A 26,485-nucleotide genomic window follows, 5' to 3' on the forward strand; every position below is an offset into this window, starting at 1 on the left:
TACACTACCTGTAGATTATGGATGTGTAAACATCTAGACGGCTAAAAACAGGATTTTAATTATGACAATTCGCAATCACACACTGGGTTTCCCTCGTATTGGCTTAGACAGAGAGCTAAAAAAGGCGCAAGAAAATTATTGGGCAGGTAAAATTTCACAGGAAGAATTGATTGCTGTAGGTAAAGAACTTCGAGCTCGCCATTGGCAACAACAAGCAGATGCAGGAGTTGAATTATTACCTGTTGGTGATTTTGCTTGGTATGACCAAGTATTAGGTACAAGTTTATTGTTAGGCAACGTGCCACCTCGTCACCGTAATGAAGATGGCTCATTAGATCTTGATACATTATTTAGAGTTGCACGTGGTAGAGCTCCAACGGGTAAGCCTGTTGCTGCATCTGAAATGACGAAATGGTTTAATACCAACTATCACTATATCGTGCCTGAGTTCCAACAGGGTCAATCATTTACCTTTGCATGGAAAGAGCTGCTAGAAGAAGTGGATGAAGCATTAGCGTTAGGTCATAAAATAAAACCGGTTTTACTGGGGCCTGTGACGTATCTTTGGTTAGGTAAAGTGAAAGGGCCTGAATTTGATAGATTAACGCTTTTAAAAGAGATTTTACCTATCTATCAACAAGTTCTTACTGCATTAAAAGAGAAAGGCATTGAATGGGTACAAATTGATGAGCCTGTATTGGTATTGGATTTACCAATTGAATGGCAAAACGCATACCAAACCGCCTATCAAGCATTAACGGGGCAAGTTAAATTATTGCTGACGACTTATTTTGATGGTATTTCTCATCATCTTGATATTATTAAGGACTTACCTGTTAATGGGCTTCATGTTGATATTTCAGCAGGCCAAGATGATTTGCAATATTTACATCAAACATTACCCAAAGAGTGGGTGCTGTCATTAGGTGTCATTAATGGTCGTAATGTTTGGAAAGCTGATTTGAGTACACGTTACCAACAAGTCGTCGCGCTAAAAGGTAAACGCCCATTATGGATCGGCACTTCATGTTCATTACTGCATAGTCCTATTGATTTAAATGCAGAGACGAAACTTGATGATGAAGTCAAAAGCTGGTTTGCTTTTGCGGTTCAGAAATGTGAAGAAGTGGCTTTGTTGACTAAGGCACTAAATGCATCCGAAGGCGAGTATGATGATCAATTAGCACAATACAGTGCTCCAATTCGCCAACGTCAGCATTCTACACGCGTGCATAATGCCAAAGTGGCGGCTCGTTTAGAGGCGATTAAAGCGCAAGACAGTGAAAGAAATTCACCTTATACCCAACGCGCAAAAGTACAACGAGCTCGATTTAATCTGCCATTATGGCCAACTACCACGATTGGCTCATTCCCACAAACAACAGAAATTCGTACTGTTCGTTTAGATTTTAAGAAAGGGCGTATCGATACGGTAGCTTATCGCACAAATATCAGTGAACATATTAAGCAAGCTATCTCAGAACAAGAAAAACTTGGTCTTGATGTATTGGTTCATGGTGAAGCTGAACGTAATGACATGGTGGAATATTTTGGTGAGCATTTTGATGGTTATGTCTTTACACAAAATGGTTGGGTACAAAGTTATGGTTCACGTTGTGTAAAACCGCCCGTGATTATTGGTGATATTAGTCGCCCTGAAGCCATTACCGTGGATTGGGCAACTTACGCACAATCATTAACTGAAAAGCCAGTCAAAGGCATGTTAACAGGGCCAGTGACAATATTATGTTGGTCGTTCCCTCGAGAAGATGTTACTCGTGAAACCATCGCAAAACAAATCGCGTTAGCACTGCGTGATGAAGTAGATGATTTACAAAAAGCGGGTATTGGTATTATTCAAATTGATGAGCCAGCCTTACGTGAAGGATTACCACTGCGTCGTAATGAGTGGCAAACTTATCTTGATTGGGCAGTTGATGCCTTTAAATTAAGTGCTGCTGTTGCTGATGATGAAACACAAATTCACACGCATATGTGTTATTGCGAGTTTAACGACATCATGGATTCTATTGCTGCACTGGATGCGGATGTGATTACTATCGAAACATCACGTTCAGATATGGAGCTTTTAGAAGCCTTTGAACACTTTGATTACCCAAATGAAATTGGACCAGGTGTTTATGATATTCACTCACCTAACGTGCCAAATGTGGAATGGATTGTGGGATTATTAAGAAAAGCACAATCGCGTATTCCAGCAGAGCGTTTATGGGTGAACCCAGATTGTGGATTAAAAACACGAGGCTGGGCCGAAACACGAGCAGCATTAGCGAACATGGTTGAAGCGGCTAAATATTTACGTCAGAACGTATAATAAAATAGTTAATAGCTTATTAGCCTGCTTTTTTTGAAAGATAACTTTAATAAAAAGTCATTTATTCAAAAGGGCAGGCTTATATAAAATTAGCGTGTTAATAAAAACTCAGAGCAAATCTTATTATTGATATTCTTAAGAATTGCTATACTGCGAAAACTCTCTAATTTTATGGATATAATGATTGTGCAAAATAGCATTACACTCTCGGATAAAGTATTAGATGCTTTTCCAACTCGACCTTTAAAATTGGTTCCACTAAGAGGAGATGGTGGACTATTTCGCACCTTATTCTTAGTTATTGTAATGTTAGTATTGACCGTATTTAGTGCTTATCAAATTCCTAATATTCTTTATGATTATAAAATCAGTGAGAATGCAGTTCCTGTTGATGCTACTGTTGAAGGCTCTTGTCGATCTCAACTCTTCGTTTTAACTAACTGTAGTGTTGATTTGCATTATAACGGCAATGAAGTTTCACGTAATTTTACCTTTTTAGACTTAGGCTCAAAGGATGTGCTTGTTGAACCGGTTGCTGATGCAAATGATCTCAGCAAAATGACTGTTGATGTTGCAATAGATAATATTTGGCTTCGCTTAATTAGTACGGTTATTTTTATTGGGTTATTTGGTTTTAGTGTGATCTTTTTTATTTATCGTCAAATATTGATGAGCAAAGTAAGAAAAGCATTATTATCGGTAGGCACTCAGCCTCTAAAATTAATAGCGATCCCAGCCAAAATGGTGGTGAGTAATAAGCAATTTATTGCGACTTATTATATTAATTTGGAAGGTAAAGAGATCCGCATTGCTTACTCAGGAAATAAGAAAACACCGCCTATTGTTATTGAGCAAAATGGAAATACGTATGTATTAGCGGTTTACGCGCCGCAACAGAATATCCCTTATGCTTTGGACGTACCTTTAGCGCGAATTCAGGCAACGCCTGAAGAGAAGCAACATTTTCATGAAGCATTAATTAAAGAAGGTTTGTTGTAATCAATTTTGATTATTAAGAACATGACACGTTTTCTCTTACATCTCATAAGAGAAAACGTATTAAAAAAGGGCTATTTAACTACCAAAAATCTTCGCTTTTAAAATATCCATTCCTGCACTGACTAAATCTAAATCTTTAGGTACTACTCCATCCGGTGTGACTTTATCAATTAATTTAGGTAAATATTGAGCTGCCATTTCAGAGGCTTCACTTGCACTTAAGTTAATTTTTGTAGCAAGTTCATTAATCACTGGGGATGGAAAAACCGCTACGATTTGTTCAGCACTGATAGGTAAATTTGTATTGGTACTTATCCAAGATTGAATAAGCTCACTTAAACCCGCTGTATCAAATTGCTTTACTAAGCCTTCAATACCACCTTGAGATCCAATCCACTCAAGGACAGTTTTATATTGATTGATTTTTTCGCCACCTAGTAGGCTCGCAATTTGGTTAAATAAGCTCATGTTTACTCCAGTGACGATATGTTTGTCACATTAGGTGTTTATATTTTAAGGGCGGGTAGTGTACGCGTTATACTTATCATACATCAAGCCGTAGCGTTATTGACTACACTCACTTGCACTAGTCACGTACTATTGTATGCTCCTAGCGATTCGTTCATTTGTCGCTCAGTTGCAACTTGAATTATTTAGAGGATCTGTGCATCGAGGTATTTGCCTCGTCTATACTCAATAAGTGAAATATTTATTTTAGTGAATGATTGAAGTAAGCAAATATTGATAATGTATTTGCTGAAAATGGATTTCGAATATCATTTTTCGTGATAATAATCACAATTTTATGAAATTGTTACTTTGTTTAGCTTGTTGTAGGTGATATTGGTCACTAAAAAGCTTTGCAAAGCTGATAAAGTAAGTCTTAATTTAATGATCATTGGTTTTTTCCCATTGAGGAGTCCGATATGTCTGATGTATTTCACTTAGGTTTAACCAAAAATGACCTACAGGGTGCCACTTTAGCAATTGTTCCAGGTGATCCTAAGCGTGTTGAAAAAATTGCAAAATTAATGGATAACCCAGTTCATCTGGCTTCTTTACGTGAATACACGTCATGGCGTGGTGAAATTGATGGCAAAGCGGTTATTGTTTGCTCAACAGGTATTGGTGGCCCATCGACTTCTATTGCAGTTGAAGAATTAGCGCAATTAGGTATTCGTACTTTTTTACGTATCGGTACAACAGGCGCAATTCAAGAACATATCAATGTAGGTGATATCCTTGTGACTACGGCAGCAGTTCGTTTAGATGGGGCAAGTTTACACTTTGCACCAATGGAATTCCCTGCTGTTTCTGACTTTGAATGTATGAATGCACTGTACAAAGCTGCTAAAGACAATGGCTCAACTGTACACGTAGGTGTAACAGCGTCTTCTGATACCTTCTATCCAGGACAAGAACGTTACGATACATATACTGGTCGTGTTGTTCGCCGTTTCAAAGGCTCGATGAAAGAGTGGCAAGAAATGGGCGTAATGAACTATGAAATGGAATCTGCAACATTACTAACAATGTGTGCAAGCCAAGGTTTACGTGCAGGTATGGTTGCGGGTGTTATCGTAAATCGTACTCAGCAAGAAATTCCAGATGCAGAATTACTGAAGAAAACAGAAAACAATGCACTTGGTATCGTTATTGAAGCTGCTCGAATTTTAATGAAATAAGTGTTTTCAATTGAAAACAAAAGCCCTTAATACAAAAGTATTAAGGGCTTTTTTTGTATGGTAATTCATCACGTTAATATGACATGACAACAGAAGATGATTTCTGTTAAGGTTCTTTAAGAACTGAATAACATAATAATGAGAAGAGGCGTTATGACTGATATCTTACAAACACATCCTTCGGTGTTGCCTTTAGTCGGCGGGATTAATTTTCGTGATTTAGGTGGGAAAAAACTGAGTAACGGTGGTGTTATTAAACCCGGCAGGCTTTTTCGTTCTGGCTCACTGGATAGGCTAACCCATACGGATCAGTCTCTTCTCATCGATAGACATCTTTTTCAAATCATTGATTATCGCGATAGTGGCGAAATCGTTGATAAACCAGACAGAGTCTGGGAAGGTGCACAATATTATCACGCTCCTGCAAATCCATTATCAAAAGAGGTTTCCGCTAATCTTGAAAAGCTGACACCTGAAATACTAGAACAATTTGATGCTAAAGCATTTATGTTTCAGTTATATAAGTTATTGCCTATCAATAACCCCGCTTATAAACAATTGGCAACATTACTAAAGCAACCTGAAAAAGGGGGAATAGTACAACACTGCGCAGTAGGTAAAGACAGAACTGGTGTTGGTTCTGCTTTAGTATTATTTGCATTAGGTGCATCTTTAGATATGGTGATGGAAGATTACCTACTTACTAATGAAACATTAGCGCCTTATCGTGCTTATCTTTTAGAAGAACATGCCAAAACAATGAGTGATAATATTGTAGACAAATTTGCTTATGTGTATTCAGTACAAGAAGAGTTCCTGCAAACGGCATTAGCTAGTATTAATGAGAATTACGGTAATGTGGATATTTGGCTAGAGAAAGATATTGGTCTAGATGCATCTAGCCGAGATGCCTTACAAAGTTATTTTCTTGAATAATGAAGTGATTTATATTCGGTTAATAAGAACGTTTTATTTTACTTAAGTTAATCGAATCTAAGGTCTCTATTTTGACAGTACAAGACATTATTCATACCATCACGCTCTTTGTAAAACAGCATGAAATCTGGGCTATCCCGATCGTGTTCTTTCTTGCTTTTGGTGAATCACTCGCTTTTATCTCTTTGTTGATCCCGGCAACTGTTATTTTATTGGGATTAGGGGCCTTGATAGGTGAAAGCGGTTTATTTTTCTGGCCTATTTGGCTTGCTGCGGCGTTAGGTGCGTTCTTTGGTGATTGGGTATCCTACTGGGTCGGATTTCATTACAAAGATGGCGTGAGAAACTTATGGCCGATTTCGCGCTCACCACAAACGCTTGTTAGAGGTCATCAATTCTTTAATCGTTGGGGAATTTGGGGCGTATTTATTGGGCGATTTTTTGGACCTTTTCGTGCAATCGTACCATTAGTTGCAGGTATCTGTGCTATGCCACAACGTTATTTTCAAATTGCGAATTTAACATCAGCCATGATTTGGGCATTTGGGATTTTAGCGCCCGGTGCTTTTGGTTTGCAATGGCTTGCGAAATGGATCGGATAATTGCGTCCTTTATCGCAAATCAAGTCATGAGGTAAATTGTTGCTAGACAATATTACCTATGCGTTTTAACGTAGCCCGCTGGAAATTAAAAAGGTCACTTTAGTGGATATTCAGTTGTTATATGGGATCATTGGCTTATTAGGCGGTGTGCTTGTTGGGGGAGGGCTAGTTTGGTGGTCTATTCAACAACGTTTATCCGATAAAGAAGCCATGCTACGTGAAAATCACACACAGCTTGCTGTCGCCCAAGAAAAAACGGTGATTATCCCTTCTTTACAAAAGCATATAGAGCAACTTGAACAAGAGTTACGTGCTCAGCGAGAAATTATTACTTCACAAGAAGCTGAATTAAGAGAAGTGACAACGCGTTGGGAAGAAAGCCGAATATCTGCAGAAGAAAAACAACGGTTATTAATTAATAGTGAGCAACGGCTTGCAACGCAGTTTGAGAACTTAGCTCATCGTATTTTTGAACAAAGTGGGCGTAAAGCAGAAGAGTTAAATCGGCAAGGGTTAACGCATTTACTGTCACCTTTTCGTGAACAATTGGAAAGTTTTCGACGCCAGGTTCAAGAGGGGTTTGGGCAAGAAGCCCGTGAGAGACATACCTTAGTTCATGAGATCCGTCAGCTTCAACAATTAAATGTAAAAATGGCGCAAGAAGCAGTTAACTTAACAAATGCCTTAAAAGGGGACAATAAAGTCCAAGGTAACTGGGGTGAAACAGTATTAGCGCGTATATTAGAATCTTCAGGATTACGTGAAGGTCATGAATTTGAAACCCAGGTAAACATTCGCCATGAAAATGGTGGTCGTTATCAACCTGATGTCATAGTGCATCTCCCTCATGGTAGGGATGTTATTATCGACGCTAAAATGTCGCTAGTGGCATATGAAAAGTATTTTAGTAGTCATGATGAAAACGAACGTAAGCAAGCGCTTTATGCTCATGTGAACTCAATTAGAACGCATATTAAAGGATTGAGTGTAAAAGATTATCATAAGCTACCGGGTGTCACGTCTTTAGATTATGTTTTAATGTTTATCCCTATAGAGCCGGCTTATCTTGTTGCTATTGGTCATTCTCCTGACTTGTTAGAAGAAGCATTAAAAAACAATATAATGTTAGTTGGGCCATCTACTTTACTCGTTGCTTTGCGTACAATAGCCGCATTGTGGCGATATGAATACCAAAGCCAAAATGCGCAAGAAATTGCAGACAGAGCGGCTAAAATGTATGACAAATTAAGACTTTTCGTTGATGATATGCAAGGGCTAGGAAACAGTATTCAAAAAGCGCAGTCTGGCTATCTATTGGCGATGAAAAAACTGTCTGAAGGTCGCGGAAATCTTATCAGTCAAGCGGAAGGCTTTAAATCCTTAGGGGTTGAGATAAAAAAAACGATTGATAATGATCTCATTGAAAAATCAGCATCTGATTGATTGGAAAAATAAAGAGATAAAGATTTCTTAAATAAGACCAGTACTGAATTTACTAAATTTTGATTAATTAGCGGGCAAATAATATGACTCAACAAACTAAGGAAACAACAGATTTTGGTTTCCAAACCGTTGACAAAGATGATAAACAAACCATGGTTGCAAGGGTTTTTCACTCTGTCGCGTCTAAATATGATTTAATGAATGACTTGATGTCTTTCGGCGTTCATCGTATCTGGAAACGTTATACCATTGAAGCTAGTGGTGTAAGACGTAACCAACGTGTTCTTGATCTTGCAGGAGGCACTGGAGATTTAACAGCTAAATTTTCTCGTTTAGTGGGCGAGAATGGGGAAGTTGTTTTAGCCGATATCAATGATTCAATGCTGAAAATGGGACGTGAAAAGCTACGTGATCACGGTATTGTGGGTAATGTTAACTATGTACAGGCGAATGCTGAAGAGTTACCTTTCCCTGACAACCATTTTGATTGCATTACTATCTCCTTTGGTTTACGTAATGTGACCGATAAAGCAAAAGCTTTACGTTCAATGTTTCGTGTATTAAAGCCAGGTGGACGTCTATTGGTGCTTGAATTCTCTAAACCTGTTTTGGAGCCTTTAAGCAAGATTTATGATGCTTATTCTTTCCATATCTTACCCAAAATTGGTCAAGTCATTGTGAATGATGCTGAAAGTTACCGTTATTTAACGGAGTCAATTCGTATGCATCCAGACCAAGAAACCTTAAAAGGTATGATGGAAGAAGCCGGATTTGACCAAGTAACCTATACCAATATGACTGGCGGTATAGTTGCCCTACATAAAGGATTTAAATTCTGAGATGGAAAAAGCCACTTTTTCTCATGATATTGCTTCTCAAGTGCTGTATCCGCTGTTAACAGCATCAATGGAAACTGCACTTAATCACGTTTTATATCAGGAAAATGTGCTTAAACCTGCCCGCAATCGTCTTGCGGGCAAAGTGTTGGCGCTTTCTATCAATGAGTTTCCTCGTTCCATCTACTTAGTCTTTAGCGAGCAACAAGTTGATGTATTAAGCCAGTGGGATGACGAAACTGATTGTTTGATAAAAACAAAATTACGTACTCTAATTAAGCTTCGTGATCGCCAGAAAATGTCAGCACTGATCAATCGTGGTGATATCACTATTGATGGTGATATGCAGGTTGTACAAAACTGGTCTGCATTGCTTGATATGGCGCAGTGGGAGCCCGCGCAATATTTGGCGCCTTATATTGGCGATCTAGCAGCGCAAAGTTTGACTGTTGTTGCAGGAAAGGGTGTTCAGTTATTTTCTTCACTTTTGAGTCAGCAAAAAGGTTATTTACGTGATGCGTTAATTGAAGAGTGGAAAACTGCACCTAGCATACTAGAAACAGTCCATTTTTATGATGAAATAGAACAGCTTGTACAGCAAACAGCCGAGCTGGAAAAACGGTTAGGCACATTGGAGAAAAAATAATGCTCCTTAGTGAGTTAAAGCGCCTTTATCATATTATTCAGGTATTTTTATCTTATGGGCTTGATGAATTAATTCCTAAACATCGAATTACTTTACCCGCAAGATTAGGATGCCGAGCACTCTTTTGGATCAAAAATAAACATCCAGAAAAACCATTAGGTGAACGCTTACGACTCGCATTGCAAACATTAGGGCCAGTATGGATTAAATTAGGCCAAATGTTATCAACTCGACGTGACCTTTTTCCTCCTCAAATTGCTGATCAACTTGCACTATTGCAAGATAAAGTTGCTCCTTTTGATGGTAAAAAAGCAAGACAATATATCGAAAATTCATTCGGTGGTCCCATCGACCAATGGTTTGATGATTTTGATGAAACGCCACTGGCTTCAGCGTCTATTGCTCAGGTTCATACCGCGAAATTAAAAGAAAACGGCAAAGAAGTTGTACTGAAAGTTATTCGCCCCGATATTCAGCCGGTGATCAAAGCAGATATCCGTTTGATGTACCGCTTGGCAAATTTATTACCTTTTTTACCTGATGGCCGTCGTTTACGACCAAAAGAAGTGATCCGAGAATACGAAAAAACACTGCTGGATGAGCTAAATTTACTGCGTGAAGCGGCCAACGCTATTCAACTACGTCGTAATTTTGAAAATAGCTCTATGCTGTATATCCCTGAAGTGTATTCAGATTATTGCCATGAAAATGTGATGGTGATGGAGCGTATTTATGGTATTCCTGTTTCAGATATTGAAGCATTAAATGCACAAAATACCAATATGAAGTTGCTAGCTGAGCGCGGAGTGAAAGTCTTTTTTACTCAAGTGTTTAGAGACAGTTTTTTCCATGCGGATATGCATCCTGGCAATGTGTTTATTAGCTATGATCACCCTGAAAATCCTTACTATATTGGTATTGATTGTGGCATCGTCGGTTCATTAAATAAAGAAGATAAACGCTATTTAGCAGAGAATTTTTTGGCTTTCTTTAATCGTGATTACCGAAAAGTAGCTGAATTGCATGTCGATTCTGGCTGGGTGCCGGCAGATACTAATGTTGAAGATTTTGAATTTGCTATTCGCACTGTATGCGAGCCGATTTTTGAAAAGCCACTTTCTGAGATCTCATTTGGTCATGTACTGCTTAATCTGTTCAATACCGCACGTCGTTTTAATATGGAAGTGCAACCACAATTAGTTTTGCTTCAAAAAACCTTACTTTATGTTGAAGGGCTTGGGCGACAACTGTATCCGCAATTGGATTTATGGAAAACAGCAAAACCTTTCTTAGAAGATTGGTTGCATAGTCAAATTGGTATTACAGCGTTAATGAATGGCATAAAGAGTAAGGCTCCTTACTGGATTGAAAAAATGCCAGAGATACCAGAGCTGGTTTATGATAGTCTGAAACAACATAAAAATATGAAGTTAACACTAGACAAATTGACGGAACAAATAAGTTCGCAAAGAGTCAAACAGAGACAGTCTCTATTTTTATTGGGTATAGGGACAACACTGTTTTTATGCGGTAGCCTGTTTTTTGTTTCTGGTTTTAAAACATTATTCAGTGTTTTTATCGGTTTAGGTCTTCTTGCATGGATTTTAGGTTGGTTTAGATCGGGTAATGCACAATAAAAACACATCAAAGTTTGTTTTTGAGCAAGTTAAAAGATGAATTCGGGATTCCCGAAAATTGAATTCGTTGTATATAATGGGCACTGTTATTAAGTATAACCCCGAAAATAGTTGAGGAACATAAAATGGGCGGTATTAGCATTTGGCAATTACTCATCATCGCTGTCATCGTTGTCTTATTATTTGGTACAAATAAACTGCGCACATTGGGCTCAGATTTAGGTGCTTCAGTAAAAGGTTTCAAAAAAGCGATTGGTGATGAAGCAGCAGATAAAGACACCAACAATGCTGAAAAAACAAATAATGACGCAGATTTTGATACTAAAAATTTAGCGCAGAAGACTTCAACAGAAGAGAAGTCTACAACTGAGAGCAAAAACAAAGAGCAGGTATAAACCGTGTTTGACATTGGTTTTAGTCAGCTGCTATTGGTCATGGTGATTGGTCTTGTTTTTCTGGGGCCAGAACGTTTGCCCGTAGCAGTAAAAACAATTGCTGGCTGGGTAAGGGCGTTGCGCTCTTTGGCTGCGAATGTACAAAATGAGCTTACTCAAGAACTCAAGCTTCAAGAACTCCAAGAGAGCTTGAAAAAAGTTGAAGAGAAAGCAAATTTACAAACGCTATCGCCAGAGTTAAAAGCGTCCATGGATGAGTTAAAAGAGGCTGCACAATCTTTAAAGCAGACTTACCAAACACCTTCAACGCCAGAATCAACAACAGAGCAGTCTGTAAAAACCGACTCTACGGAACCGTCACCTTCTGATCTTGCCGCGCTTGCTGAAGCTGATGAAGTTAATGATGATGCTAACAGCCATAAACCTGTTGTGGCAGAAAGTGTTACAAAGACAGAAGTTCCTGTTACTAAAACAGTAACAATAGAGAAAAAAACAACTGATCAGGTCAATGGTGAGCATTAAAACATGGCAGTAAACGATACCCAACCGCTGATCAGCCATTTAATAGAACTACGCAAGCGTTTGATGTATAGCTTAGTTTCTGTTCTAGTGGTTTTTTTAGGGCTGGTTTATTTTTCTAACGATATCTATCAATTAGTCTCGGCTCCATTACTTGATAAGTTGCCACAAGGGTCAAATATGAGTGCGACAGATGTTGCCTCTACCTTTTTGACTCCGATTAAATTGACAATTATGGTATCCGTTTTTGCTTCTGTACCTGTTATTCTTTATCAGGTATGGGCTTTTATCGCACCAGCATTGTATAAACATGAACGTCGCCTAATGTTACCGTTGCTTGTTTCAAGTACGGTATTATTTTATCTTGGTATGGCGTTTGCTTATTTTGTTGTGTTCCCTCTTGCATTTGGCTTCTTTGTTAATACAACCCCTGAAGGGGTTAACTTTATTCCAGATATCAGTAAATATCTCAGTTTTGTCATGACGCTCTTTATGGCGTTTGGTGCGGCTTTTGAAGTACCTATTGCGATTATTTTACTGTGCTGGAGTGGTGTAACGACACCTGATGCTTTAAAGAAAAAACGTCCTTATATTCTTGTGGGTGCCTTTGTCGTAGGTATGGTATTGACACCTCCAGATGTTTTCTCTCAAACCTTACTAGCGATACCTATGTACTTGCTATTTGAAATCGGTGTCATACTATCGCGTTTTTATGTGGGTAACGGCCGAAGAAAAACACCAGAAGAAGAAGCTGAGGAAGCAGAGGCGGAAGCGGAAACAGAACAGCAAAAATAGTTTTAGGAACAAGTTTCTTGAAATCATGTAATATTAGCCCAGCAATCGCTGGGTTAACTTTTTCTAGAATGGCTCTTTTTTAAATTCTTTATTACTGACTGATTTTTTTACTTCGCTGTTTAATATGTTTAAAAGCAAAATTGAGCGAGCCTCACCATCAGGCTCCTGATATATTGCTTGTATCCCTTGAAAAATACCTTCTGTAATCAAAACACTATCTCCGCTATGAGGTACATTTTCTTCGCTATATGTCATCGATGAAAGTTGAGGTATTTGTAATGTATCAATCACATCTTGAGGGACTGTGACAGGATATTGCCCAAATCGTACAAATGAGTTGACGCCACGCGTTGAATTAATAGTGGTGGTATGAATAACCTCAGGATCAAACTCGATAAAAAGGTAATTAGGGAAAAGAGGTTCTGTTACGGTTGTACGTTTTCCTCTTAATACCTTTTCTATTGTTACCATAGGTGTGAAACAGCTCACTTGCTGACGTTCTAAGTGTTCGATAGCACGAGGGATTTGCCCCCGTTTACAATACAGCAAGTGCCAGTTTTTCATAGTAGAGACAATAAGTTAGTTAATTTTAATTTAATTGATAATAGCAAATTTATAATTAAGGTAACAGTCATCTATTGGGTTTAAATAAAAATAGCCTAACGTGATTTTATACTGGAAAAAAAAGAGAAAAGCTGTGTTCATACGCAATAAAAGTGGGGGTTTTTGTTACTTTCAATTGGATCTCGGATAGAGGTAACAAGTTGACAAAAAAGTGATGGTAAAAACAAGAAAAAGCTTTCAAGATGATTATCTTAGAATTTTGTTCATAATTATAAAGAGGTTCTGTCATGGAAGTTTTTTTATTAAGTAACGGAAAAATTGCCGGGGATCCACGTTGGTTAAGCTATGCAAAAGATAATATCGATAGCATGATCAAAAAACGAGGTATTCGTTCTGCAGTATTAATTGCCTATGCTGTTATTCGTTCCGATCATGATCAACGTGCTCGTGATTTATCAGAAGTGTTAGGCATTGAAGTTACATGTATTGAACATTTTGATTCAGAAGTTGATGCAATCAATAATGCGGAATGTATTTTAGTTAGCGGCGGTAATACATGGTTATTAAACCAAATGTTGCATGAAAAAGGATTAGTTGTTCCAATTCAACGTGCAGTGCGTGAGCGTAATATTCCTTATATTGGTTGGAGTGCTGGCTGTAACGTTGCAACGCCAACAATTCGAACAACTAATGATATGCCAGTACGTTCCTCTGTAATTATGCCGTCACTCGGCTTGTTCCCTGTTCAAATTAACCCACATTACATTGATGCATCCATTAGTGGTCATATGGGTGAAACACGCGATGAGCGTATTGCTGAGTTCTGTGCAATCAACCCCGATGAGATTGTTGTGGCTATTCGTGAAGGGAGCTACTTATATATTCAAGGTGAAGAATTACGTTATTACAGCGCGAAAAATGAAGGTTTTAAAATCTTCCAACATGGAAAAACATTCCCTGAACAGTTTGATACTACATTACTTTCAGAATGGGTTCCATTCCGTTGTTTATAAGTATAGTAAACGCTATCAAATAAAAAGCATTGCATTTTAGTGAGTTATGCGTTTAGCTTATAGCGTCTCAAAGAGGGCCTAGCCCTCTTTTCTTTCACTCACTGGCTCGTAAGATTATGATGAAATACCGCGATTTAAGAGATTTCCTTTCATTATTAGAAAAAAAAGGTGAATTAAAACGTATCACCGTTGAAATAGATCCCTACCTTGAAATGACCGAAATAGCGGACAGAACTTTACGTGCCGGTGGGCCTGCACTGTTGTTTGAAAATCCAAAAGGATTTGATATGCCAGTGCTTTGTAACTTATTTGGTACACCAGAGCGTGTCGCAATGGGAATGGGGCAAGATGATGTTAAAGCCCTACACGAGGTTGGAAAGCTATTAGCTTTTCTAAAAGAGCCTGATCCTCCGAAAGGTTTTCGTGATCTCTTTGATAAGTTACCTAAATTTAAGCAAGTTTTAAATATGCCAACAAAACGCTTGAGCAAAGCCCCTTGTCAGGAGGTGGTTTTAACAGGTGATGACGTTGATTTAACGAAGATCCCTGTTATGCATTGTTGGCCTGAAGATGCGGCGCCTTTGATTACTTGGGGATTAACGGTGACTCGTGGTCCATTGAAAGAGCGCCAAAACCTAGGCATTTATCGTCAGCAAGTGCTGGGTAAAAATAAAGTGATTATGCGCTGGTTATCGCATCGTGGTGGTGCTTTAGATTTTCAAGAGTGGTGCCAAAAACACCCCGGAGAACGGTTCCCAGTTTCCGTCGCATTAGGGGCAGATCCTGCCACTATTTTAGGTGCGGTAACACCTGTGCCAGATACCTTATCTGAATATGCATTCGCGGGTTTATTGCGTGGTAATAAATCAGAAGTTGTAAAATGTCTTTCAAATGATCTCGAAGTACCAGCAAGTGCTGAAATTATCCTTGAAGGTTATATTGAGCCAGGAGAGCTCGCGCCAGAAGGGCCATATGGTGATCACACTGGTTATTATAATGAAATCGACTCTTTCCCTGTGTTTACTATTACGCATTTAACACGCCGTAAAGATGCAATTTATCATTCAACATATACCGGACGTCCACCTGATGAACCCGCGGTATTAGGTGTTGCACTTAATGAAGTACTTGTTCCGATATTGCAAAAACAATTTCCTGAAATTGTGGATTTTTATTTGCCTCCAGAAGGATGTTCTTATCGTTTAGCTGTTGTGACCATGAAAAAACAGTATGCGGGTCATGCTAAACGCGTGATGATGGGGGTTTGGTCTTATTTGCGACAATTTATGTACACTAAATTTGTGATTGTTTGCGATGATGATGTCAATGCAAGAGATTGGAAAGATGTGATTTGGGCAATTACGACCAGAATGGATCCTGCGAGAGATACTATTCTGATGGAAAATACGCCTATTGATTATCTCGACTTTGCTTCGCCTGTTTCTGGACTAGGGTCAAAAATGGGGCTTGATGCAACCAATAAATGGCCGGGTGAGACAGATAGAGAATGGGGCAGACCTATTGTGATGTCTGATGAAGTCAAGCAACGAGTCGATACTATTTGGGAACAGCTTGATATTCTTAAATAATAACAGAGGAACAACATGGCAATACTGAATTGTAAAGTCTCACTTGTTGAGCCGATGACAGATACGGTTTATCGGGTAAGATTATTACCTGATGGTGAATTTGATTTTCAGGCTGGGCAATATCTTTTAGCCGTTATGGATGAGCGTGATAAACGTCCTTTTTCTATAGCATCTATACCTGAAAATAAAGACTTTATTGAACTTCATATTGGTGCGTCTGAACTCAATCTTTATGCAATGGCTGTGCTTGATGTGATATTAGAGAAACAACAACTCACGATTGATGTTCCTCACGGAAATGCATGGTTTAGAAAAGAGAGCCAACGTCCGCTGTTATTAATTGCAGGAGGGACGGGATTCTCTTATACCCATTCTATTTTATTGGCGGCATTAGCTGAAAATCCACAGAGACCTATTACAATTTATTGGGGGGGAAGAGAGCGCATTCATCTCTATGATCTTAATGAATTACAAGAATTATCAGAGTTGCATCCTTCTTTAACGATTGTTCCTGTGGTTGAACAACCAGATGAGACTTGGCGAGGCAGAAAAGGGACTGTATTAACTGCAATAAGTGAAGATTTCGGTGATTTATCAGAATATGATATTTACATTGCAGGGCGTTTTGAAATGGCCAAAATAGCCAGAGATCGTTTTTGTAATGAGCGTAATGCGGATAAAACACGTCTATTTAGTGATGCTTTTGAATTTATCTGATAAAGCAACAATGCCTTGTTATTTGCCATTATTGTTGTTTTTAAAGCCATAAAAAAACCCGCCCCTGACGGCGGGAAAATGGTTTTTAACCATGCAATCGAAAAGAATACTTTTCTAACTATAAGAACGTGGATATACAGAATATCGCATTAAACACGTTCTATAATCGTTGCAATACCTTGTCCTAATCCAATACACATTGTCGCTAAGCCAAATTGTGCATCTTTACGTTCCATAATATTGAGTAATGAGGTTGTTATACGTGAACCGGAGCAACCTAAAGGGTGTCCTAAGGCGATTGCACCACCGTTTAAATTAATTTTGTCATCTAGACTTTCTAGCAAATTCATTTTTTTCATACAGGCTAATGATTGTGCTGCAAAAGCTTCATTGAGTTCAAAAATATCAATATCACCGAGTGTTAATCCAGCTTTCTTCAATGCAATTTCTGTGGCAGGAACAGGACCATAACCCATAATAGCGGGATCACACCCTGTAACAGCCATAGCACGAATAATAGCTCGAGGCTTTAAGTTGTGCGCTTTAGCATACCGTTCACTGGTGATAAACATTGCTGATGCACCATCAGAAACTGCCGATGAATTTCCTGCTGTAACAGAGCCTGTTGCGGGATCAAATACTGGCTTAAGCTGCGCTAAATCATCAAGACTTGGATTATAACGAATAACTTCGTCATTTCTGACATTAATGAAATTACCCTCTGTATCATGGCCATTGATAGCCACTATCTCATTATCAAAATAGCCTTGCTGTGTTGCAAGAGCGGCTAAATGGTGAGAACGATAAGCAAATTTATCTTGGTCTTCACGTGAAATTTGGAATGATTTAGCCAACATTTCTGCGGTTAACCCCATGGAAAATGAGGCTTTAGCGACAGAAAGATTAAGCGATGGATTAAAATCTGCATTATAAGTCATCGGTACATGACCCATATGCTCAACACCGCCAATTAATGCCACTTGGCTATCACCAAGCATAATTTGGCGAGCACCATCATGTAGTGCTTGCATTGATGAACCACATAGGCGGTTAACAGTGACAGCTGGCACTTTATGAGGAAGTTCTGCCAGCAACGCAGCATTACGAGCAATATTAAAACCTTGCTCTAAAGTTTGTTGTACACAGCCCCAAATCACATCACCAATATCATTTGGGTTAATATTAGGGTTGCGTTTTAGTAATGCTTGCATCAGGTGAGCAGAGAGATTTTCCGCTCTAACATGGCGAAAAGCACCACCTTTAGAGCGTCCCATCGGAGTACGAATACCATCAATTATGACAACCTTTTCCATTTCATCTCTCCTTAAGCGAGTTCTCTGATGTTAACATCTACTTTTGCGGGTTTTGGATAATAGGTTTCGTTGAGTTGCGCTTTCTGTTTTAAACTTTCAGGGATTTGATAGAGTGGCCCTAATGACGCATATTGCTGTGCATCAGCAACAAATTTCGCTGTCCCAATAGTATCGAGGTAACGGAATACACCACCACGGAAAGGAGGGAAACCTAAGCCATATACTAGTGCGATATCAGCTTCGGCCGGTGAAGCAATAATGCCTTCATCTAAACAACGAATAACCTCATTGATCATCGGGATCATCATGCGAGCAATAATCGTGTCTTCGCTAAACGCTTGTGTTTTACCCGCATTTTGTTGGATTAGTGTTTGAATGTGCCCATCAACCGTCTTTTGTTTTTTTCCTCGTTTATCAACAGAGTAATGATAAAAACCATGATTATTCTTTTGCCCATATCGCTGTTGTTCATATAACAATGCGATAGTATCACGTTCAATAGAGCCCATTCTGTCAGGGAAGCCTTGGGCCATGACTGCTTGAGCATGATTGGCAGTATCAATGCCTACAACATCAAGTAGATATGCTGGCCCCATTGGCCATCCAAATACTTTTTCCATCACCTTATCAACAGCAATAAAATCAGCACCGTCTCTTAGCAAGAGAGAGAATCCCGCAAAATAAGGGAAGAGGACTCGATTTACGAAAAAGCCGGGGCAATCATTAACAATAATTGGTGTTTTGCCCATTTTACTGGCGTAACTAACAACACGATTAATAGTCTGTTCACTGGTTTTTTCACCTTTAATAATTTCCACTAAAGGCATGCGATGAACAGGGTTAAAGAAATGCATACCACAGAAATTTTCTGGGCGTTTTAAGGATTTTGCGAGCAATGAGATAGGTATTGTTGAGGTATTAGAAGCAAGGATCGCGTTATCTGCTAATAATGCTTCTGTTTCTGCAAGTACCGTTGCTTTTACTTTTGGATTTTCAACAACGGCTTCAACCACAATATCTGCATCGCTGACAGAGGCATAATTTAGTGTTGGTTGAATAGAGGCGAGTGTTTTCGCCATATCAACAGCGGTCATGCGACCTTTCTCTTGGCGTTTTTGTAATAGGCTTAGCGCTTCATTCATACCCAGTTCAAGGGATTTTTGGTTAATATCTTTCATAATAACCGGAATACCTTTTAAGGCTGATTGGTAGGAAATTCCACCGCCCATAATACCCGCACCTAATACAGCTGCTTGTTTAGGTAATTCTGCATGCCGTTTTTTCGTAATATTTTTGACATACTGATCATTGAGAAAAATGCCGACTAAGGCTTTAGCAACATCAGTGCGCGTGAGTTTGACAAAACTTTCAGTTTCAAGAGCGAGTGCTTCATCTCTATTTAAGAAGGCTGCTTTTTCGATAGTTTTTACTGCGGTAATAGGGGCTGGGTAATGAGGGCCAGCTACTTTCATCACCATGCCTTTAGCTACACCAAAAGACATCTTATGTTCAAGTTCTGTCAACCTTAATGGCGTTGTTTTCGGATAACGTGCGGCCTTCCAATCAATCTTACCGTCAATCGCTTGCTCTATTAGAGAAAGTGCACTTTCTTTTAAGTTTTCCAATGGAACAATAGCTTGGATCAATCCATTTTGAAGTGCAGTTTGCGCATCAACATCTTTACCCGCAGTAATAATTTCTAATGCATTATCGACACCAATTAAACGAGGAAGACGTACCGATCCCCCAAAGCCGGGCATGATCCCAAGTTTGGTTTCCGGAAGGCCAATACGTAAATCAGGGGATGCAATACGGAAATCGGTCGCAAGTACACATTCGCATCCTCCACCAAGCGCATAACCATTGATAGCAGAGATGGTAGGAACGGGTAAATCTTCGAGTCGACTAAAGATTTGATTCGAAAAGTGTAGCCACTGAGTCAATTCTTCTTCAGGGGCATCAAATAGGGATAGAAACTCAGTGATGTCAGCACCGACAATAAAGGCAGGTTTTTCAGAACGTAAAATAACACCTTTTAGATCTTGTGTTGCTTCTAATACGGTTAAAGCTTCGCTTAGCATCGCAACTGTTTTGGTATCTAATTTATTAATAGAGCCTTTGGCGTTAAAAACGAGTTCAACAATACCTTGTTTCACCCAATTGACTTGAATATTTTCGCTTTGATAGAGCATTTGTATTCTCCCTAAAAGTATAGACTGGTATGACCAGATAATAAGAGTGTGAATACAATGTTAAATAAATGCAAATATTCGATTAATAAATTGCAAGGAGGATCACAGTGAAATTACTTAACTTATTGAATTTTATGATGTTGCTTTATTTGGTAAAAAAAAGTGAAATAAATTGCTAATAATCTATTTTTGTTATGGTGTTAGCCACTAAAAGAGTTGGCGTGTTAAGCTGAATTATTAACAATGAATAAGATAAGGTCATTAATAATGGAAAAATTGCTCTCTCTGTACCAAGAACATATCAAAACTCTACAAAATCGTACGCGTGATGCTTTATCCAGACACCATCTTGATTCCGTATTAATTCATTCTGGTGAGCCTATTCGTATTTTTCTTGATGACAGTGATTACCCTTTTAAAGTTAATGCGCATTTTAAGGCATGGGTACCTGTGACGGATGTCCCCCATTGCTGGTTATTAGTTGATGGTGTTAATAAACCAAAATTATGGTTTTATTCTCCAGTTGATTATTGGCATAGTGTTGAAGCCTTACCAAGTAGCTATTGGACGCATGAAATTGAATTAATTCATCTAAAAAATGTTGATGATATTCAAAAAGAACTTGCGCCTTATATTAATAAGAATACTGCTTATATTGGCCCAAATACGCAACGAGCTGGATCATTAGGCGTGAGTATTGATAATATTAATAATCAATCTCTTCTTAATTATTATCATTACTATCGTGCCTATAAGACAGGTTATGAATTAGCCTGTATGCGTGAAGCTCAGAAAATGGCAGTGAATGGTCATATTGCTGCACGCGAAGCTTTCCAAGCGGGATTAAGTGAATTTGATATTAATATGGCGTATTTAATGGCAACAGGTCATCGTGATACCGATGTACCTTATGGGAATATTGTTGCATTAAATGAGCATGCGGCTGTGTTGCATTACACTAAATTAGATCATGAATCACCAGATGAATATCGTAGTTTCCTGATTGATGCTGGCGCAGAATATAATGGTTATGCTGCTGATATAACTCGTACTTATAGCGCAAAAGAAAATCATGAGTTTACGTCTTTAGTTAAAGATATGAATGATGCACAACAAGCGTTGATCGCAACGATGAAAGCGGGTGTGCGTTACACGGAATACCATGTTCAAATGCATCAACGTATTGCTGGATTACTCAATAAATACGGTATTGTGAAAGGTGTTAGTGAAGAAGAGATGGTGAGTGCTGGCTTAACGACACCATTTTTGCCTCATGGTTTAGGGCATGCTTTAGGTCTGCAAGTTCATGATGCTGCTGGGTTTATGCAAGATGATAAAGGAACTCATTTAGCGGCTCCTGCTATGTATCCATTCTTACGTTGTACACGTATTGTTGAACCTGGCATGGTATTAACGATTGAACCTGGATTTTACTTCATCGATTCTTTATTAGAGCCTTGGAAAGAAGGGAAATACAGCACTCATTTTAATTGGAAGCAAATTGAACACTTCAAACCCTTTGGTGGCATTCGTATTGAAGATAATATTATTATCCACGATAACAAAATTGAAAATATGACTAGAGACTTACACTTAGCCTGATGAAAGCGTATTTGATCCCCGCTGAAACGGTAGAGTTCAGTGAAGAAATAAAGAAAAGCCGTTTTATTACATTTATTGCTCACACTGAGGGTATTGATGCAGCTAAAGCTTATATTCAGTCTATCAAAGAGCAATTTCCTGATGCCCGACATCACTGTTGGGCTTTTGTTGCTGGCAGGCCAGATGATTCGCAACAATTAGGATTCTCTGATGATGGTGAACCAACAGGTACTGCGGGAAAACCTATTCTAGCTCCTCTTTTGGGAAGTGGAATGGGGGAAGTAACTGCAGTTGTTGTTCGGTATTTTGGCGGGATCAAATTAGGAACAGGAGGGTTGGTTCGTGCTTATGGTAGTGGTGTTCAGCAGGCATTAAAAATATTATCAACAAAGACAAAAGTGCCACAATTGCGCTTTAATGTGGAGTGTGAATATTCACTTGTTTCATTACTTGAACAAGTCGTTGAACAATATCAAGGGCAAGTGCTCTCAAGCGAATATACCGATAAAGTCACATTTATTCTTTCATTGCCAGCTGTACATAGTGATGAAGTGGAAATTAAACTACGCGATATGAGTCGTGGTAGTATGCAATTAATCCCATTAGATAAAAATGAATAATCTTTGCTACCAAGGAAATCGCTAAATGCATTTTCGTTCAATAACCCGTATTGTCGGACTGCTCGTTATCTTATTTTCTGTCACGATGATCATTCCTGGTATTGTCGCATTAATATACCGAGATGGTGCCGGACGAGCATTTAGCCAAACATTTATTGTTGCATTGATCATTGGGTTAATGCTGTGGATCCCTAACCGAAATAAAAAAAGTGAGCTTAAGCCTAAAGAAGGTTTTCTTATTGTAGTTTTATTTTGGACTGTGTTAGGCAGTGTGGGGGCATTACCGTTTATTTTCTCTGAACAACCACATCTTTCTATTACAGATGCGTTTTTTGAATCTTTCTCTGGGCTGACAACAACGGGTGCCACAACCTTAGTGGGGCTAGATTCCTTACCTAAAGCTATTTTGTTTTATCGACAAATGCTCCAATGGTTAGGGGGGATGGGGATAATTGTATTAGCTGTTGCTATTCTTCCACTTTTAGGTGTTGGGGGAATGCAGCTATATCGCGCAGAAATGCCGGGGCCATTGAAAGATAATAAAATGCGTCCTCGAATTGCAGAAACAGCAAAAGCACTTTGGCTTATCTATGTTTTGCTTACAATTATTTGTGCTCTAGCGTTATGGATTGCAGGCATGGATGTGTTTGATGCTATTTCTCATAGTTTTTCCACTATTGCGATTGGCGGGTTTTCTACTCACGATGCCAGTATTGGCTATTTTAATAGCCCAACCATTAACATCATTATTGGTGTATTCCTTTTAATTTCTGGCTGTAATTTTGGTTTACACTTCGCCGTATTAACAGGAAGAAGTCTTAATATTTATTGGCGTGATCCTGAATTTCGTATGTTTATCTCAATCCAATTGGGATTAGTCATTATCTGCAGCGGTATTCTTTGGCTTTATTCTGTATATGATTCAGGATGGATAACCATAAATCAGGCTTTTTTCCAAGTTGTCTCTATGGCGACAACCGCAGGTTTTGCAACAGACAGTTTTGCACAATGGCCTGCATTTTTGCCTCTTCTATTATTATGCTCTGCTTTTATTGGTGGATGTGCAGGGTCAACGGGGGGTGGATTAAAAGTGATCCGAATATTGCTTTTATTCTTACAAGGAAATCGTGAATTAAAACGTCTTGTTCACCCGAATGCAGTCTATACCATCAAGCTTGGTCATCGGGCATTACCCGAACGTATTATTGAGGCCGTCTGGGGATTTTTCTCCGCTTACGCTTTGGTCTTTATTATTAGCTTAATGTTGTTGATAGCAACAGGGGTTGATGAGTTCTCTGCATTTTCTGCTATTGCAACAACGTTAAATAATCTTGGTCCTGGATTAGGCATTGTCGCTGATAACTTTACGACAATGAATCCGGCAGCAAAATGGATACTCGTCGTAACAATGTTATTTGGACGACTAGAAGTTTTCACATTATTAGTTTTATTTACCCCAACGTTTTGGCGTGATTAATCTAATACAAGGAGTGATGTATGAGCGCGCTATTGTTGTATTGTAGTACTGATGGTCAAACTAAAAAGATCATGACACAAATCGCCAACGAATTAAGACAACACGGTTATGAATGTGATGTGAGAGATTTAACCTCTGTTCAGCAGAGTTTAAATTTATCTGCTTATAATAAAGTATTAGTGGGTGCTTCTATTCGTTATGGTTACTTTAATAAAGCTCTCGATAAATTTATCACTCGTCATCTTGCACAATTAAATAGTATGCCGTCCGCATTCTTTGGCGTTAATCTTACTGCAAGAAAAGCGGAAAAGAATACACCTGAGACGAATGCTTATATGCGTAAATTTTTAGATAAGACTCCGTGGAAGCCAACGTTAACGGGGGTATTTGCTGGCGCACTTTTTTATCCTCGTTATAAATGGATTGATAGAGTCATGATCCAGTTAATTATGAAGATGACAAAAGGTGAAACAGATCCAACAAAAGAAATTGAATATACGGATTGGAATAAAGTAAGTGAATTTGCCACTCATTTTGCCAAGATTGAGTGATATCTCTCCTTTTTTGTTGGGTTTTTATACGTCTTGTTGGCGTTTTGAACGAACAGAAAATTATTTTAAAAAAACACTTGCGCTAATCCGAGATCTCCCTATAATGCGCATCCACTGACCGACGATGAGCTGACAACAGCCACGAAGGACAGCGAAGAGAAAAGAAAAAAGTTTGAAAAAACTCTTGACTCTTCAGAGGAATAACGTAATATACGCCTCCTCGCAACAACGCAGAAGACCGGAAACGGCAGCGAATGTTGCACTGCTCTTTAACAAATTATCAGACAATCTGTGTGGGCACTCGCAGAGACGATATCTTCTAAAATATTAGATGTATCAAGTCTTGAAGAGTGAACAACAAAAGTAAATTCATTTATGAATAGCTAAGTTTTCGATTTCTTTGAGCATCAAACACTTTTAATTGAAGAGTTTGATCATGGCTCAGATTGAACGCTGGCGGCAGGCCTAACACATGCAAGTCGAGCGGTAACAGAAGAAAGCTTGCTTTCTTGCTGACGAGCGGCGGACGGGTGAGTAATGTATGGGGATCTGCCCGATAGAGGGGGATAACTACTGGAAACGGTGGCTAATACCGCATGACGTCTACGGACCAAAGCAGGGGCTCTTCGGACCTTGCGCTATCGGATGAACCCATATGGGATTAGCTAGTAGGTGAGGTAATGGCTCACCTAGGCGACGATCTCTAGCTGGTCTGAGAGGATGATCAGCCACACTGGGACTGAGACACGGCCCAGACTCCTACGGGAGGCAGCAGTGGGGAATATTGCACAATGGGCGCAAGCCTGATGCAGCCATGCCGCGTGTATGAAGAAGGCCTTAGGGTTGTAAAGTACTTTCAGCGGGGAGGAAGGTGATAAAGTTAATACCTTTATCAATTGACGTTACCCGCAGAAGAAGCACCGGCTAACTCCGTGCCAGCAGCCGCGGTAATACGGAGGGTGCAAGCGTTAATCGGAATTACTGGGCGTAAAGCGCACGCAGGCGGTCAATTAAGTCAGATGTGAAAGCCCCGAGCTTAACTTGGGAATTGCATCTGAAACTGGTTGGCTAGAGTCTTGTAGAGGGGGGTAGAATTCCACGTGTAGCGGTGAAATGCGTAGAGATGTGGAGGAATACCGGTGGCGAAGGCGGCCCCCTGGACAAAGACTGACGCTCAGGTGCGAAAGCGTGGGGAGCAAACAGGATTAGATACCCTGGTAGTCCACGCTGTAAACGATGTCGATTTAGAGGTTGTGGTCTTGAACCGTGGCTTCTGGAGCTAACGCGTTAAATCGACCGCCTGGGGAGTACGGCCGCAAGGTTAAAACTCAAATGAATTGACGGGGGCCCGCACAAGCGGTGGAGCATGTGGTTTAATTCGATGCAACGCGAAGAACCTTACCTACTCTTGACATCCAGCGAATCCTTTAGAGATAGAGGAGTGCCTTCGGGAACGCTGAGACAGGTGCTGCATGGCTGTCGTCAGCTCGTGTTGTGAAATGTTGGGTTAAGTCCCGCAACGAGCGCAACCCTTATCCTTTGTTGCCAGCGCGTAATGGCGGGAACTCAAAGGAGACTGCCGGTGATAAACCGGAGGAAGGTGGGGATGACGTCAAGTCATCATGGCCCTTACGAGTAGGGCTACACACGTGCTACAATGGCAGATACAAAGAGAAGCGACCTCGCGAGAGCAAGCGGAACTCATAAAGTCTGTCGTAGTCCGGATTGGAGTCTGCAACTCGACTCCATGAAGTCGGAATCGCTAGTAATCGTAGATCAGAATGCTACGGTGAATACGTTCCCGGGCCTTGTACACACCGCCCGTCACACCATGGGAGTGGGTTGCAAAAGAAGTAGGTAGCTTAACCTTCGGGAGGGCGCTTACCACTTTGTGATTCATGACTGGGGTGAAGTCGTAACAAGGTAACCGTAGGGGAACCTGCGGTTGGATCACCTCCTTACCTAAGAGATACGTGTTATGTGCAGTGCTCACACAGATTGTCTGATGAAGAACGAGCA

The 26,485-nt window shown here is 39.6% G+C and carries 23 protein-coding genes and 1 rRNA gene; 20 read left to right on the top strand and 4 right to left on the bottom strand.

What is annotated here, in order from left to right:
- Window positions 1–61 precede the first annotated feature (61 nt).
- Window positions 62–2,335 (top strand): 5-methyltetrahydropteroyltriglutamate--homocysteine S-methyltransferase, encoded by a 2,274-nt coding sequence (gene metE, locus GWJ05_RS09725; protein ID WP_036939690.1) that lies wholly within the window; start codon window positions 62–64, stop codon window positions 2,333–2,335.
- Window positions 2,336–2,506: 171 nt separating this feature from the next.
- Window positions 2,507–3,334 (top strand): hypothetical protein, encoded by an 828-nt coding sequence (locus tag GWJ05_RS09730; protein WP_036939688.1) that lies wholly within the window; start codon window positions 2,507–2,509, stop codon window positions 3,332–3,334.
- 75 nt (window positions 3,335–3,409) lie between these two features.
- Here GWJ05_RS09730 and GWJ05_RS09735 read toward each other — a convergent pair whose 3' ends face one another.
- Window positions 3,410–3,802: a YidB family protein gene (locus GWJ05_RS09735; protein WP_161681387.1), complete on the bottom strand. Its 393-nt coding sequence runs from the start codon at window positions 3,800–3,802 to the stop codon at window positions 3,410–3,412.
- A gap of 458 nt (window positions 3,803–4,260) precedes the next feature.
- Here GWJ05_RS09735 and udp point away from each other — a divergent pair, with 458 nt between their 5' ends.
- From udp to tatC, 10 genes are all read left to right on the top strand, one after another.
- Complete coding sequence (gene udp, locus GWJ05_RS09740) at window positions 4,261–5,019, top strand: uridine phosphorylase (protein ID WP_023583501.1); 759 nt, start codon at window positions 4,261–4,263, stop codon at window positions 5,017–5,019.
- A gap of 153 nt (window positions 5,020–5,172) precedes the next feature.
- Entirely contained in the window at window positions 5,173–5,955 is a 783-nt protein-coding gene (locus GWJ05_RS09745; protein WP_036939682.1) for a tyrosine-protein phosphatase, read from the top strand.
- Window positions 5,956–6,026: 71 nt separating this feature from the next.
- The gene (locus GWJ05_RS09750) at window positions 6,027–6,557 is read left to right on the top strand and encodes a DedA family protein (RefSeq protein ID WP_036939678.1); all 531 of its coding nucleotides are present in this window, start codon (window positions 6,027–6,029) and stop codon (window positions 6,555–6,557) included.
- 102 nt (window positions 6,558–6,659) lie between these two features.
- A complete protein-coding gene (gene rmuC, locus GWJ05_RS09755) occupies window positions 6,660–8,000 on the top strand; it encodes a DNA recombination protein RmuC (protein WP_087803815.1) in 1,341 nt (446 codons plus the stop codon).
- Between the two features lie 83 nt (window positions 8,001–8,083).
- Entirely contained in the window at window positions 8,084–8,839 is a 756-nt protein-coding gene (gene ubiE, locus GWJ05_RS09760; protein WP_006535554.1) for a bifunctional demethylmenaquinone methyltransferase/2-methoxy-6-polyprenyl-1,4-benzoquinol methylase UbiE, read from the top strand.
- 1 nt (window position 8,840) lies between these two features.
- The gene (locus GWJ05_RS09765; protein ID WP_161681388.1) at window positions 8,841–9,482 is read left to right on the top strand and encodes a ubiquinone biosynthesis accessory factor UbiJ; all 642 of its coding nucleotides are present in this window, start codon (window positions 8,841–8,843) and stop codon (window positions 9,480–9,482) included.
- A complete protein-coding gene (gene ubiB, locus GWJ05_RS09770; RefSeq protein WP_036939673.1) occupies window positions 9,482–11,119 on the top strand; it encodes a ubiquinone biosynthesis regulatory protein kinase UbiB in 1,638 nt (545 codons plus the stop codon). Before GWJ05_RS09765 ends, ubiB begins: the two co-directional genes overlap by 1 nt.
- A gap of 125 nt (window positions 11,120–11,244) precedes the next feature.
- Window positions 11,245–11,514: a twin-arginine translocase TatA/TatE family subunit gene (tatA, locus tag GWJ05_RS09775; RefSeq protein WP_006535549.1), complete on the top strand. Its 270-nt coding sequence runs from the start codon at window positions 11,245–11,247 to the stop codon at window positions 11,512–11,514.
- Between the two features lie 3 nt (window positions 11,515–11,517).
- A complete protein-coding gene (gene tatB, locus GWJ05_RS09780) occupies window positions 11,518–12,036 on the top strand; it encodes a Sec-independent protein translocase protein TatB (protein ID WP_036939670.1) in 519 nt (172 codons plus the stop codon).
- A gap of 3 nt (window positions 12,037–12,039) precedes the next feature.
- Window positions 12,040–12,828: a Sec-independent protein translocase subunit TatC gene (gene tatC / locus GWJ05_RS09785; protein WP_115370494.1), complete on the top strand. Its 789-nt coding sequence runs from the start codon at window positions 12,040–12,042 to the stop codon at window positions 12,826–12,828.
- A 63-nt stretch (window positions 12,829–12,891) separates the two neighbouring features.
- Here tatC and rfaH read toward each other — a convergent pair whose 3' ends face one another.
- The gene (gene rfaH / locus GWJ05_RS09790; protein ID WP_036939665.1) at window positions 12,892–13,392 is read right to left on the bottom strand and encodes a transcription/translation regulatory transformer protein RfaH; all 501 of its coding nucleotides are present in this window, start codon (window positions 13,390–13,392) and stop codon (window positions 12,892–12,894) included.
- A 287-nt stretch (window positions 13,393–13,679) separates the two neighbouring features.
- Between rfaH and pepE the strand changes: the two genes are divergently transcribed.
- The 3 genes from pepE (at window position 13,680) to fre (ending at window position 16,711) form a co-directional block, all read left to right on the top strand.
- Window positions 13,680–14,405 (top strand): dipeptidase PepE, encoded by a 726-nt coding sequence (pepE, locus tag GWJ05_RS09795; protein ID WP_036939662.1) that lies wholly within the window; start codon window positions 13,680–13,682, stop codon window positions 14,403–14,405.
- A 119-nt stretch (window positions 14,406–14,524) separates the two neighbouring features.
- On the top strand, window positions 14,525–15,994 hold the full coding sequence (ubiD, locus tag GWJ05_RS09800) for a 4-hydroxy-3-polyprenylbenzoate decarboxylase (RefSeq protein ID WP_036939659.1): 1,470 nt from the start codon (window positions 14,525–14,527) through the stop codon (window positions 15,992–15,994).
- A gap of 15 nt (window positions 15,995–16,009) precedes the next feature.
- Window positions 16,010–16,711 carry an NAD(P)H-flavin reductase gene (fre, locus tag GWJ05_RS09805; RefSeq protein WP_036939657.1) on the top strand — a complete coding sequence of 234 codons (702 nt, stop codon included), beginning with the start codon at window positions 16,010–16,012 and terminating at the stop codon, window positions 16,709–16,711.
- Between the two features lie 149 nt (window positions 16,712–16,860).
- On the opposite strand, the gene fadA is transcribed toward fre, so the two are convergent.
- Together fadA and fadB are read right to left on the bottom strand one after the other, a co-directional pair.
- Entirely contained in the window at window positions 16,861–18,024 is a 1,164-nt protein-coding gene (gene fadA / locus GWJ05_RS09810) for an acetyl-CoA C-acyltransferase FadA (RefSeq protein ID WP_036939653.1), read from the bottom strand.
- Window positions 18,025–18,035: 11 nt separating this feature from the next.
- Window positions 18,036–20,216 (bottom strand): fatty acid oxidation complex subunit alpha FadB, encoded by a 2,181-nt coding sequence (fadB, locus tag GWJ05_RS09815; RefSeq protein ID WP_036939652.1) that lies wholly within the window; start codon window positions 20,214–20,216, stop codon window positions 18,036–18,038.
- Window positions 20,217–20,483: 267 nt separating this feature from the next.
- On the opposite strand from fadB, the gene pepQ reads away from it, so the two are divergent.
- The 5 genes from pepQ (at window position 20,484) to GWJ05_RS09840 (ending at window position 26,427) form a co-directional block, all read left to right on the top strand.
- Entirely contained in the window at window positions 20,484–21,818 is a 1,335-nt protein-coding gene (pepQ, locus tag GWJ05_RS09820) for a Xaa-Pro dipeptidase (protein ID WP_036939649.1), read from the top strand.
- A complete protein-coding gene (locus tag GWJ05_RS09825) occupies window positions 21,818–22,438 on the top strand; it encodes an IMPACT family protein (protein ID WP_036939646.1) in 621 nt (206 codons plus the stop codon). The genes pepQ and GWJ05_RS09825 overlap by 1 nt, the downstream gene beginning before the upstream one ends.
- A gap of 25 nt (window positions 22,439–22,463) precedes the next feature.
- Window positions 22,464–23,915, top strand: coding sequence for a Trk system potassium transporter TrkH (gene trkH, locus GWJ05_RS09830; protein WP_036939643.1), 1,452 nt, complete (start codon window positions 22,464–22,466; stop codon window positions 23,913–23,915).
- Between the two features lie 20 nt (window positions 23,916–23,935).
- The gene (gene hemG, locus GWJ05_RS09835; RefSeq protein WP_087803812.1) at window positions 23,936–24,466 is read left to right on the top strand and encodes a menaquinone-dependent protoporphyrinogen IX dehydrogenase; all 531 of its coding nucleotides are present in this window, start codon (window positions 23,936–23,938) and stop codon (window positions 24,464–24,466) included.
- Window positions 24,467–24,884: 418 nt separating this feature from the next.
- Window positions 24,885–26,427, top strand: a 16S ribosomal RNA gene (locus GWJ05_RS09840).
- The last annotated feature ends 58 nt before the right edge of the window (window positions 26,428–26,485 follow it).

Source organism: Proteus sp. G2626 (assembly GCF_009915985.1).
Lineage (GTDB): Bacteria > Pseudomonadota > Gammaproteobacteria > Enterobacterales > Enterobacteriaceae > Proteus > Proteus vulgaris.

What these genes read in the sequence shown, in the direction of transcription:
- metE (WP_036939690.1), top strand. Translation starts at nt 62, where the DNA reads ATGACAATTCGCAATCACACACTGGGTTTCCCTCGTATTGGCTTAGAC.
- GWJ05_RS09730 (WP_036939688.1), top strand. Translation starts at nt 2,507, where the DNA reads ATGGATATAATGATTGTGCAAAATAGCATTACACTCTCGGATAAAGTA.
- GWJ05_RS09735 (WP_161681387.1), bottom strand. Translation starts at nt 3,802, where the DNA reads ATGAGCTTATTTAACCAAATTGCGAGCCTACTAGGTGGCGAAAAAATC.
- udp (WP_023583501.1), top strand. Translation starts at nt 4,261, where the DNA reads ATGTCTGATGTATTTCACTTAGGTTTAACCAAAAATGACCTACAGGGT.
- GWJ05_RS09745 (WP_036939682.1), top strand. Translation starts at nt 5,173, where the DNA reads ATGACTGATATCTTACAAACACATCCTTCGGTGTTGCCTTTAGTCGGC.
- ubiE (WP_006535554.1), top strand. Translation starts at nt 8,084, where the DNA reads ATGACTCAACAAACTAAGGAAACAACAGATTTTGGTTTCCAAACCGTT.
- GWJ05_RS09765 (WP_161681388.1), top strand. Translation starts at nt 8,841, where the DNA reads ATGGAAAAAGCCACTTTTTCTCATGATATTGCTTCTCAAGTGCTGTAT.
- ubiB (WP_036939673.1), top strand. Translation starts at nt 9,482, where the DNA reads ATGCTCCTTAGTGAGTTAAAGCGCCTTTATCATATTATTCAGGTATTT.
- tatA (WP_006535549.1), top strand. Translation starts at nt 11,245, where the DNA reads ATGGGCGGTATTAGCATTTGGCAATTACTCATCATCGCTGTCATCGTT.
- tatC (WP_115370494.1), top strand. Translation starts at nt 12,040, where the DNA reads ATGGCAGTAAACGATACCCAACCGCTGATCAGCCATTTAATAGAACTA.
- rfaH (WP_036939665.1), bottom strand. Translation starts at nt 13,392, where the DNA reads ATGAAAAACTGGCACTTGCTGTATTGTAAACGGGGGCAAATCCCTCGT.
- pepE (WP_036939662.1), top strand. Translation starts at nt 13,680, where the DNA reads ATGGAAGTTTTTTTATTAAGTAACGGAAAAATTGCCGGGGATCCACGT.
- ubiD (WP_036939659.1), top strand. Translation starts at nt 14,525, where the DNA reads ATGAAATACCGCGATTTAAGAGATTTCCTTTCATTATTAGAAAAAAAA.
- fre (WP_036939657.1), top strand. Translation starts at nt 16,010, where the DNA reads ATGGCAATACTGAATTGTAAAGTCTCACTTGTTGAGCCGATGACAGAT.
- fadA (WP_036939653.1), bottom strand. Translation starts at nt 18,024, where the DNA reads ATGGAAAAGGTTGTCATAATTGATGGTATTCGTACTCCGATGGGACGC.
- fadB (WP_036939652.1), bottom strand. Translation starts at nt 20,216, where the DNA reads ATGCTCTATCAAAGCGAAAATATTCAAGTCAATTGGGTGAAACAAGGT.
- pepQ (WP_036939649.1), top strand. Translation starts at nt 20,484, where the DNA reads ATGGAAAAATTGCTCTCTCTGTACCAAGAACATATCAAAACTCTACAA.
- GWJ05_RS09825 (WP_036939646.1), top strand. Translation starts at nt 21,818, where the DNA reads ATGAAAGCGTATTTGATCCCCGCTGAAACGGTAGAGTTCAGTGAAGAA.
- trkH (WP_036939643.1), top strand. Translation starts at nt 22,464, where the DNA reads ATGCATTTTCGTTCAATAACCCGTATTGTCGGACTGCTCGTTATCTTA.
- hemG (WP_087803812.1), top strand. Translation starts at nt 23,936, where the DNA reads ATGAGCGCGCTATTGTTGTATTGTAGTACTGATGGTCAAACTAAAAAG.